Annotated in this window: 10 protein-coding genes; all 10 read left to right on the plus strand. The window is 43.8% G+C overall.

What is annotated here, in order from left to right; translation table 11 throughout:
• Positions 1-450: a GNAT family N-acetyltransferase gene (locus OEZ43_19075; protein ID MDH5547685.1), complete on the plus strand. Its 450-nt coding sequence runs from the start codon at positions 1-3 to the stop codon at positions 448-450.
• A gap of 75 nt (positions 451-525) precedes the next feature.
• Complete coding sequence (locus OEZ43_19080; GenBank protein ID MDH5547686.1) at positions 526-966, plus strand: MafI family immunity protein; 441 nt, start codon at positions 526-528, stop codon at positions 964-966.
• A 127-nt stretch (positions 967-1,093) separates the two neighbouring features.
• Complete coding sequence (locus OEZ43_19085) at positions 1,094-1,612, plus strand: hypothetical protein (GenBank protein MDH5547687.1); 519 nt, start codon at positions 1,094-1,096, stop codon at positions 1,610-1,612.
• 679 nt (positions 1,613-2,291) lie between these two features.
• Positions 2,292-3,542 carry an IS91 family transposase gene (locus OEZ43_19090; protein MDH5547688.1) on the plus strand — a complete coding sequence of 417 codons (1,251 nt, stop codon included), beginning with the start codon at positions 2,292-2,294 and terminating at the stop codon, positions 3,540-3,542.
• A gap of 29 nt (positions 3,543-3,571) precedes the next feature.
• Positions 3,572-4,105 carry a hypothetical protein gene (locus tag OEZ43_19095; protein MDH5547689.1) on the plus strand — a complete coding sequence of 178 codons (534 nt, stop codon included), beginning with the start codon at positions 3,572-3,574 and terminating at the stop codon, positions 4,103-4,105.
• Positions 4,106-4,203: 98 nt separating this feature from the next.
• Positions 4,204-4,800 carry a hypothetical protein gene (locus tag OEZ43_19100; GenBank protein MDH5547690.1) on the plus strand — a complete coding sequence of 199 codons (597 nt, stop codon included), beginning with the start codon at positions 4,204-4,206 and terminating at the stop codon, positions 4,798-4,800.
• A gap of 111 nt (positions 4,801-4,911) precedes the next feature.
• On the plus strand, positions 4,912-5,655 hold the full coding sequence (locus tag OEZ43_19105) for a nucleoside 2-deoxyribosyltransferase (protein ID MDH5547691.1): 744 nt from the start codon (positions 4,912-4,914) through the stop codon (positions 5,653-5,655).
• Between the two features lie 96 nt (positions 5,656-5,751).
• Positions 5,752-6,330, plus strand: coding sequence for a hypothetical protein (locus tag OEZ43_19110; GenBank protein MDH5547692.1), 579 nt, complete (start codon positions 5,752-5,754; stop codon positions 6,328-6,330).
• 94 nt (positions 6,331-6,424) lie between these two features.
• Positions 6,425-7,693 (plus strand): hypothetical protein, encoded by a 1,269-nt coding sequence (locus OEZ43_19115; GenBank protein MDH5547693.1) that lies wholly within the window; start codon positions 6,425-6,427, stop codon positions 7,691-7,693.
• 175 nt (positions 7,694-7,868) lie between these two features.
• Positions 7,869-9,023, plus strand: coding sequence for a reverse transcriptase family protein (locus tag OEZ43_19120; GenBank protein ID MDH5547694.1), 1,155 nt, complete (start codon positions 7,869-7,871; stop codon positions 9,021-9,023).
• The last annotated feature ends 738 nt before the right edge of the window (positions 9,024-9,761 follow it).

The raw sequence follows: 9,761 nt of genomic DNA on the forward strand, positions 1-9,761 counted from the left end.
ATGGACATAGAAGAATACCGAAACGAAATTACTCCGGAAATGATGGAGCTATTACTGGATGCAGATCCGAATAAGGAAGCTGTGCTACGTTATTTTGATATATCGACTAAATTTATAGCAAAGGAAGGCAATACGATAGTTGGAGTCATCGTATTGCTTGTAACTCCATTGGATGCTGAGATAAAAAACATCTCCGTAGTCGAAAAGTATAGATGCAAGGGTATCGGCAGTAAACTCATTGCAGAGGCAATTAAATATTCTAAGAGCCGAAAGTTAGGCAATATTGTCATAGGTACTTGTAATTCCAGTCTTGACCAACTACGGCTATATCAGTCTAGTGGTTTTCGAATTTGTGATGTGGTGGTTGGGTATTTTGATAGTTATCCAGGGCCAATATTTGAAAATGGTATTCAATGTCGTGATCAAGTGCTTCTTAGGTACGAGTTATAACAAGCAGAGCCAGTTCGCCCTTGCAGGGCCGGACCTCGCTCCGCTCGGCCGCTGCTCTGAGCGTTAGACGCACTAATGATTGACAACGAAGAATACGCATTGATGGAAAAGTATCGCTCTAAAGTCTTATCTATCACCGAGAAATTTAAAGATAGGCTAGGGGCGGATCTATTTGAAGAGGTTAGACACCTGCTTGAGCACAATGAAAATGGTGAAGCTTTGCGGACTTTGGCTTGGATTATTTCCGATGAAGGTATTAACGCATCACGAGATGAGATTGCCAATATAGTTGAGTTGTGTGAAGACCTGGTCATTCCTGAAGATTTGCCTAAGATGTTTCGTATGCTTCGGGAGTTTCAAGTGATAGTGTGGGAAGATGGTAAGGACAACCCAGGAACCAGAGATATTATTGAGGCTATAAGTCTTGAGGACGCTGTTAAGATATTGCGCTCAAGATACGGTGATGACATAACATATACAATGCATAATGCTGAAGATGCTGACAAGCCAAGATAAATATCAAGCGTACTATAGCATCGCGTCTAACAAGCGGGTCAAAAACGCCCGCACAATTCGCGGGCTCGGACGCGCAAAAGACGCGCGCCGTTTACCCTAGTCGTTATGTTTCTGGAAGAGGAAGGGTTTGGATTTAACTAGAGCAAAGAAAATTTCGGTTGTTGGTAATTCCGGCTCAGGCAAATCAACTCTGTCTAGAAGGCTTGGGAAAGTTTTTGCTATCGAGGTTTTTACAGTAGATAAAATTTATTGGCAGCAGGGATGGAATATGAAGCCACACAAAGAATACAAGAAAATACATGACGCATGGTTGAATTCCGACTCCTGGATTATTGATGGTATTGGTTACTGGGACGAAATGCAACAAAGACTATTTCAATCTGATGTTGTCATATTTCTAGATGTACCTGCAGATACTTGCTCAGAAAGAGCAGATAATAGAATAAAGGCTGAGGAGTATTCTCCAAACCAAGATATTGCTGAAGGCTGTATATATGGGAATGTCCGAGAGCGACAGATGGAAGTGATAAAATATTTCCATGAATCCTTGAGACCAAAACTTATTGACTTCCTGTCAAAGCTTGACAGTGAAAGAGTGTTAACTATTGGCAGTTACGACGATTTAAAATTTGAAAACAAAACATAACAAGTCGCTCGTTCGGACGCAAACTACGCTACGCTGCGTTTGCGCCGCACAGCTTCAACGTTAGTAGGCGCCATGCGTATAAATATGAATAAGAAACTAGCCTTTATTTCCTTTTGCCTTATTGTTCTTTCGTCTATTAGCATCGTTCATGCAAAGGAAAGTCGAAGAATTGCCGACGGAATTGGGATTTACGGATCAGAGCTTCTGGCACTTATAAATCTGGAGTGGAAATCAAGGACCATATTGCGCAGAAACTTGCGGGCGAGTGTGGGTGTGTTGCCGAATGTTACAGGCCAATTCGAACTTACATCAGGGTGCCTATCTAGACCCTGTTTTGAGATGCACGCTACAGCGGGAGTATTTGCGGGTTGGTATGATTCAAGAGGGATTTACTTGGGCCTCGGATCAGATATACAACTGTTTCGAAAGTTGCACGGTCGAGTGCAAATGATTATTTTTAACTCTATGAGTGAAACAATAAATGATGGAATATTCCCGCTTGTTGGCGTTATTCACAGGTATTAGTTTCTATAGCGTTTCGCCTACTAACAAGCGGCTGTTGGGGCGGCCGCTATCGCGGCCAGGACAGCCTACGCTACGCTCCGGCTGCCCCAAAGCCGGGCGTTGAACGTATCCGCTGCGCGGAGGAATAAAATGTCAAGAAAAGGAAAACAAGAAAATGACAATAACGCTGCAAGAGGTGTTTGCCACCTCGTTTGATGATTATGCGTCAACACGTCGACTTCCAATAAAGCATTATAAAGCTGCGGAGTCGATAATCACGTGCAGAACCCCGGCACAGGGTGGACACGTGCAACGATGTCCCGATGGACATGAGCAACACATACAATATCACTCGTGTCGACATCGCAGTTGTCCGCAGTGTAACAGTTTTGTGAAAGAGCAATGGTTGCAACGACAGCGAGAGCGTTTGTTGCCGATGGATCATTACCATGCGATTTTCACATTGCCGCATGAGTTTCATGGGCTGTGGCGATTCAATCAACGGCAGATGACGCAGCTGTTGTTTAAGTCGGTCAGCGAAACGCTGCTCACACTCTGCCGAGATAGAAAGTACATGGGTGGTGTACCCGGCATGATGTTGACCTTGCACAGTTGGGGACGCAACTTGAGTTTGCATCCACACATTCATTGCTTGATCAGCGGCGGCGGATTGGATCATGAAGGACGGTGGCGAGAGGTGAAGAACAGTTTTCTGTTACCGTCTCGTGTTGTGCGTAAGGTATATAGAGGGAAGATGTTGGCGTTGATCCGGCAAGGGTTGGACGCGGGTGAGTTAACGTGGCCACCGGGAGACCGTGAAGTGCCAATGGATCATTTGCTGTCGCGTGTGACTCGCAAGCATTGGCATGTGCAGATACAGCCACCGTATCGTCATGGTAAAGGTGTAATGATGTACCTGGCCCGATACGTAAAGGGTGGGCCGTTGAGTTCACGCAAGTTACTCAGTGTGGATGCAGGTAGTGTGAGTTTTCGTTATCAAGACCACCGAGACGGACAGAACAAACAGCTTCAACTGGAGAAGGGACACTTTCTGGGTCGATTGCTTGAGCATGTACCGGAACCGGGCCAAAATGTGGTCAGGCATTATGGTTTGTATGGCCATCGCGCAAAGGCTAAACGCCAGCAAGTACGAGAAGCACTGGGATTATCACTGGAACAGGACGCGCAGCCAATAAGTTGGGAAACGTTTCTGCAAAAGCTGGGTGATAAGACCAAAGGGTGTTGTAAGGTATGCGGCAAATCGCTGGTCATGGGTGTACGCGTCATTAAAAATTCCTTCTATAGGGAACAGGTGGTTAGGAACGTTCAACAAGGCGCTCAACGCGGAAATCGCAACGTGGGAATGGTTAGAACCGGGGCGCTCCAGGGAAAACCGATATTTTTTTGGCCGGGCGATTCCGGTTAGCTAATCGTTAGGCATATATGGAGTATTCCGTGGTAAAAATAATTCTATTAACAGCTCTATTGATGCTGAGTCAAAACGCAAAGGCTATCGAGTCCGTTCAAAGCGATAATCGTTCATGTGGCACTAACGCAGCATCCGATGCTAAGTCCGACATAAATGAGCCGTTAGATCGAGAAAAGGCCTTAATGAACATAGACGCGTATCTCGCTTTTGTTTTAGAAAAAGTAGATCCTGCGGTATCGATCCTGGATCAAGAAAAATTGATAAAATTTTTAGAAAAATCTCAGGTAAATGAGTATGAAGATTGCGGCGGGCCTATTTTCCAACTTGCGACAAAACAGATTTTTCAACGCCTTGATAAAAACTCAGAACAATGCGATTTTTTTCAATTGGCGCTAGCAATAAAAGCACTGAATCATACTATTAAAGGAGTTAGCGAGTGCGCCCTAGAGAAATGCAGCGTATCGTCACAATCGATAGCAGTTGGACAAATGATGCAGCAGAGTTATCGTGGAAAGCTTTTAGCTAAAGCCTGTAGGGAATGGGTGGCAAGGTTAAATTAATGCCTAACAATAAGCTTTTGAGCGCCGCTATCGCGGCTGGGACTGCCTACGCTGCGCTTCGGCAGCCCCAAAGCTGAGCGTTAAATGTACAAAATAGTATGAGAGATCGCATTCTTCTTGTTATCGCAATCCAAGTCATGGCTGCATGCTCAAATTTGGGAGTAAATGAAATCGATCGGGTATCTAAAAATGACAGATGTCCAAGCGGATTCAATTTCCAAGAAAAAGAAGAAGAAACCGGAAAATTGCTAAATGTGTGCGCCCTAGAGATTCGCGAATGGAGATTTTACACAGGAGGAATATTTGGAAAAAGTATTTTGGCCACTCAAAGTGGCACTCCACGATTATCTATAGATGAAGGTAGAGTGGGAATATTAAAGGGGATAGATAGTCCTGCCATTGTTGAAGTCAGGTACATTGATGAATCTACGGATTCTATTTTTATTGATAACAATAAGAAAATGATAAACCGAATAGAGTATGTTGATAGTGACAGATATTATGATGATAAAAATGGTGATGGGAATCCAGATTTACACCATGACTACATCAAAAAAAGTACTAGAATCAGAATCGGAAATGAATGGTTCGTTTTGAGAAAAATTGAGAGCCAAGACTCAGAATTCACGGAAATAAATAAAGACGGCGTCTGGAAACGAGTTAATAAGAATGTATATCCATACAAAATTGAGTAAGATAGCTAGACATTTAACAATGCAAGCCAGTAAAGCCCCTTCGGGGCCGGACCTCGCTCCGCTCGGCCGCTGCTCTTAACGTTATGCATATAGAGCACTGAGGAACTATTAATGTGGTATCACGCTATTGCGCACTATGGAACACGAAAACGCTATTGGTGGAATCGTGATCGAGATGACTTAGTTCAAGATATTATTGTTCCCTTTGTTGCAAAACAGGTTAAACCGTTAACAAGAGCCGGAGTATCTTCACTTTTTAATTTTGGTTCCGCATCGTACATTACGATCGTTAAAACAAAAACTAAAATTAAACGACCAGCTAAAGGAAAAACACCCTCTGAGTTATCGAATGAGCAGTTCATAAAGAAGAATGCAGCAACTGACGAGTTTCTTGATGAGTTAACGGTCCTTTCCTCCAGTGCAGCAACAAGGTCCATGATTGAGCGTGCTCTGACACCGCCCAAAGACCAAATATTTACAATAATGAAATTCGGTGATGATATTTTAGATTCAGCATATGAGGGAGTAATCAAGCCACTGGCGGAAGAGTATGATTTAGAAGCCGTTAGGGTAGACGAGATTCAAGATAGTGGCCAAATATCACAACAAATTTTAGAGAATATAGCTTGTAGCAGAATCGTTATTGCTGAACTCACTGGTGAGCGACCGAATTGTTACTATGAGGCAGGCTTCGCACATGCGCTGGGAAAAGAGTTGATATTCATAATAAACGAGGATTCCAAAATACATTTTGATCTCTCGGGATATCGTTTTATTACGTGGAAAACCGAAGCTCAGTTACGTAACCGGCTACGTGAAAGACTAGAGTCCATTTCTGAAAAAGGTGCTGGATAGTGATAATGCATAACAATAAGCTTGTGTGGGACGCTTGCTACGCTGCGCGCCCCACAGCTGAGCGTTAGATTTCTAATAGAGATATAGAGAGACGAAATGGATGTCACTAGCGTACTAAGAGATGAGCTTTTCAAGCCAGCGGTAACTCTACTGGGTCCAGGAGCTATTGCTGTTACTCCTTATCTAATCTATTTTTCGGCGCCCAGCTCCCATATTCATAAGTTACTCTCGTCACATGCCGGAATTACCGCCGTAACAGTTGTTTTCATATTTGTAGTAGTAGGTTTATTGATGGATAATCTTGGTGCTAGAGTAGAAATATTTTTCGATAAAAAGCTTTCATCTACAGACGGCTATACGGATCATGATGAGAATTGGAAGAAATTTTGGCGCGTCGCCTATAAGGATGAGCCAGTAGGGCATCGATATTTAAGGACAATTGTTCTCAAGCTGAAATTCGAACTAAATACTCTAAGTTCACTTCCATTTTTCTTTTTAGGTCTTCCGTTAGTTGCATATGTAGATATTGTTACGGTAGCAGAGTGTGTGATACTTCTTTTGGGCTCGATGTTTCTTTTCGTTTTTCTCATTTTTGAGATTGAGTTAACAGTGAAACTTTTAAGTGATATTAGAAAAGAGCTCTTAAAAGGAATAATCAATTTAGAGAAAATCTAACAATAAGCTTTTGATCGTCGCTATCGCGACTAGGACTGCCGGCGCTACGCTTCGGCAGCCTCAAAGCTGAGCGTTAGCTCTATAAAGGTGGCAAATGACGCGACTATCTGAAACGAGCGATGGCATTTCTTGGATAGATCAGTTTCGGCCAGAAGATCAGCGCCTAGCTTATTCTTTGCTGGATTCGCTCGTGTTGATTGAGCACGATGAGCTTGTAAGTGGCATTCAAGATCTGATCAAGAAAGTGGCAAGTAACAACAAAGGTGTAATAGGAATATTCGCGGAGAGAGAGATTAGACGTGGAAAAGGTGGCATTCCCAACGCGTTGTACAAGCAACCCAGGAAAAAAAAGAATAGGAGAGCATTTGGGCCAGGTCCGCAGCCTGTGAAACCGAAACATGCTCATGACCTGACAGTTGGTAGTGAAGGAATTATTGCTTGGTTGGTAACAGATATATGCAAACAGTACCCCAAACGCTTTATTTCGCACCCTAGCCCAGGACAAATAAGAACAAAAAGAGTGCGGAAGTTCATGTTGGTTACTGACATGATTGGAAGCGGTCGTCGAGTTCGTGAATACCTCGACTCAGCATGGAAGGTTGCGAGCGTAAAAAGCTGGAAATCCTTGGGTCTTTTGGACTTTACCGTTATTTCGTATACCGGAACGGAATTGGGGGTTTCCTTGTCAAGGTCCCACAAAACAAAGCCGAATGTTCTGATTGCTAGATCATGTCCAACAATATTTACTGAATTCGATAACGAAACAGCAGAAGCAATACGATCTCTATGTATGCATTATGACCCCATAGACCATGACCGAATTGAGTCATTGGGATATGGAGGGTCTGAGGCCCTGGTCGTGTTTTCTCATAGCTGTCCTAATAATGTACCAAGGCTACTATTCAAAACAGATATAAAGAAAAAATGGAGGCCGATGTTTCCGAATCGCGGCACAGCTTCTAGCCGAAATGCCTTTAAGTCAGTTAAGGGGAATAGTGATTTGAGGCATAAACTGGCCAGAATGAATGAAGCACGATTGTCTAACGGTGATTGGGTGTCTTTGTATAGTGAAGAAGGTAAAAACATGCTCTTGGTCTTGGCCGCAATTCGAAGCGGCCCGAGGCAGTCTGAAGCTATATCAAGAAAGACAGGCCTCAATATTCTAAAAATAGATATTCTTTTAGAAAATGCTACTAAGTGGGGATGGGTAGATTCGAATCGACGACTTACAGCTAGCGGCAAAGGACAGCTAAATTACGCAAGGAAAATCAAAGCTAATCACAACAATCATGAAGAAAAAGTAAAACAATACTACTTTCCTAAATCGTTGAGGGCTCCTGTTGATGCATCTAGTTCACGCTGACTCGGTTCTACCGGGTTGGCAACAGTATGACAAATCAGATTTGTCACGCTCACGGAGAGCAGATTACTGCATCTCTATGGAAGAGCTCGCGCTTGCGCTAAGGTCTGTCGCGCTTTCCGCGCGGCGGAGTCTTGCGGGCAACCGCGACAGATCTCACCCTCGGGTGTCAAAGTAGATGCATCACTGGAACCCTCAACAATTTAGGAAAGCCGCAGAAGAGGAAGAGCTTGATCCGAAAGTCTTGGACAACGCAGTCTCGAACGCGGAAATTATTCGAACAATAGATCCAAGGCTTCCGCCTGTATTCTCTCTTAGGCATCTAGCCCATTATGCGGAGGTCGACTATTCTTTACTACGTAGAACGGTCGAAAGAGATGGCGATGAACCATACATAAGCTTTAAACTAAAGAAGAATGGGAAAAGTACTTTTAGGATAATCTGCGCTCCAGATACCTTTCTTCTTAAAACACAACGCTGGATAGCGCAAAATATTCTTTCGGTTGGGGCGCAACACCACTCGAGTGTGGCCTATGCAAAAAGCTGCAATATCGTGGATGCTGCCAGTATTCACTGTGGCTGCAGGTGGCTAATCAAGCTAGATGTAGCAAATTTCTTCGAGTCATTTTCGGAGATTGCTGCATATCGTGTGTTTCGTTCATTTGGGTATCAAGCACTAATTTCTTTCGAGATGGCGAGATTATGTACGAGGCTTGGTGGACACACGCACGCACGCTCTGGTAGTCGATGGTATGTACGGCCTAATCATAACTATAAAATAGATGGCTACAAAAACGGGCGCATTGGCCATATTCCTCAAGGCGCGCCGACCAGCCCAATGCTAACGAACTTGGCCTTAAGGGATTTTGATCGTGATATCGAAAGCATCGCTGCCGAATATGGGATGTATTACACAAGATATGCGGACGATATGTTTTTTTCTACCAAAGATCAGTCTTTTAATCGTGAAAAAGGAAGAAACATAATCGCGAAATTGTATGCACGTATGAAAGCAGAAGGCTTCCGGCCCAATATCGCTAAGACTCGAATGCATAGTCCTGGAGCCAGAAAGATTGTGCTTGGCCTTCTTGTTGACGGTGTTGCGCCCAAACTCACTCGTGAATTTCGATCTAAGATTCGAATGCATTTGCATTACTTAAAACACGAGAAAATAGGTCCCGCCCTACATGCGCAGAAGCGTGGCTTCGATTCGGTCATGGGGCTAAAGAACCATATTGAAGGGCTTATCAGTTACGCACACCAAGTTCAGCCTGAGCTAGGGGCTCGCTGGCGAGATGAGTTTCATAAGATAGAGTGGGGGGCATATGTTTAGCTCGGTAAATGAGAGCTAACAATCACATACACTCGGACAACAAAAAGCGCCGCTCGTACCTCGCTCTGCTTTTTGTTGCCGGTGATGTGTGGCGTTATTCGCACAAATGAAAGTTCAGAGAATGAATAAAATAACAATTACCATTATATTAAGTTTAGTCTGTTTTTCGTTGAGTTCCCTTGCATGTTTCGCGAGCAACTATGAAATCTATCATGTGAGCGAAAGACATTACGAATCCGGAAGCCAAGGAAGTGGCTATAGTTTCTCTTGGCTGGATAGTAATTCCAGCCTAGCTCTTTCTGGTAAAAAAGGGCTCGATAAAGGTACGAGCACGGCAATCGGAGCGTCTCTTGGGGCGCTAATGATGTCAATTGTTACTTTCTGTGGAGACGGGTTCCGATTTTATAGTAGTCATCAATGCAGTCTCGTTAGCATACCTGCCATAATATTTGGTGCGTTAGCGGGAGGCGCTGCTGGTTACGCACTTGTATATCAATCTGAACATACGATGGTAGCATATCGTGCTAGCTTCTAGTTTCAGGCGAATAACAATCAGGCCAAGAGCATTCGCTGCGCTCATTCGGACGCTTCGCGTTGCTCAGCGCCGCTTGCCTAGGCGTTATGTTTCAGCGTGAAAATGACAGATATGGATAACGAACAAAAGTATTTAGAGAAAATAAGAGAAATTGGCCACGTATGGGTGGCAATGAAGCGAAATGTTGCACTATCCTTCGTCGA

The sequence above is a fragment of the Gammaproteobacteria bacterium genome (genome assembly GCA_029881255.1).
Classification (GTDB): domain Bacteria; phylum Pseudomonadota; class Gammaproteobacteria; order S012-40; family S012-40; genus JAOUMY01.

What these genes read in the sequence shown, in the direction of transcription:
- OEZ43_19105 (MDH5547691.1), top strand. Translation starts at nt 4,912, where the DNA reads ATGTGGTATCACGCTATTGCGCACTATGGAACACGAAAACGCTATTGG.
- OEZ43_19120 (MDH5547694.1), top strand. Translation starts at nt 7,869, where the DNA reads ATGCATCACTGGAACCCTCAACAATTTAGGAAAGCCGCAGAAGAGGAA.
- OEZ43_19115 (MDH5547693.1), top strand. Translation starts at nt 6,425, where the DNA reads ATGACGCGACTATCTGAAACGAGCGATGGCATTTCTTGGATAGATCAG.
- OEZ43_19100 (MDH5547690.1), top strand. Translation starts at nt 4,204, where the DNA reads ATGAGAGATCGCATTCTTCTTGTTATCGCAATCCAAGTCATGGCTGCA.
- OEZ43_19075 (MDH5547685.1), top strand. Translation starts at nt 1, where the DNA reads ATGGACATAGAAGAATACCGAAACGAAATTACTCCGGAAATGATGGAG.
- OEZ43_19110 (MDH5547692.1), top strand. Translation starts at nt 5,752, where the DNA reads ATGGATGTCACTAGCGTACTAAGAGATGAGCTTTTCAAGCCAGCGGTA.
- OEZ43_19090 (MDH5547688.1), top strand. Translation starts at nt 2,292, where the DNA reads ATGACAATAACGCTGCAAGAGGTGTTTGCCACCTCGTTTGATGATTAT.
- OEZ43_19080 (MDH5547686.1), top strand. Translation starts at nt 526, where the DNA reads ATGATTGACAACGAAGAATACGCATTGATGGAAAAGTATCGCTCTAAA.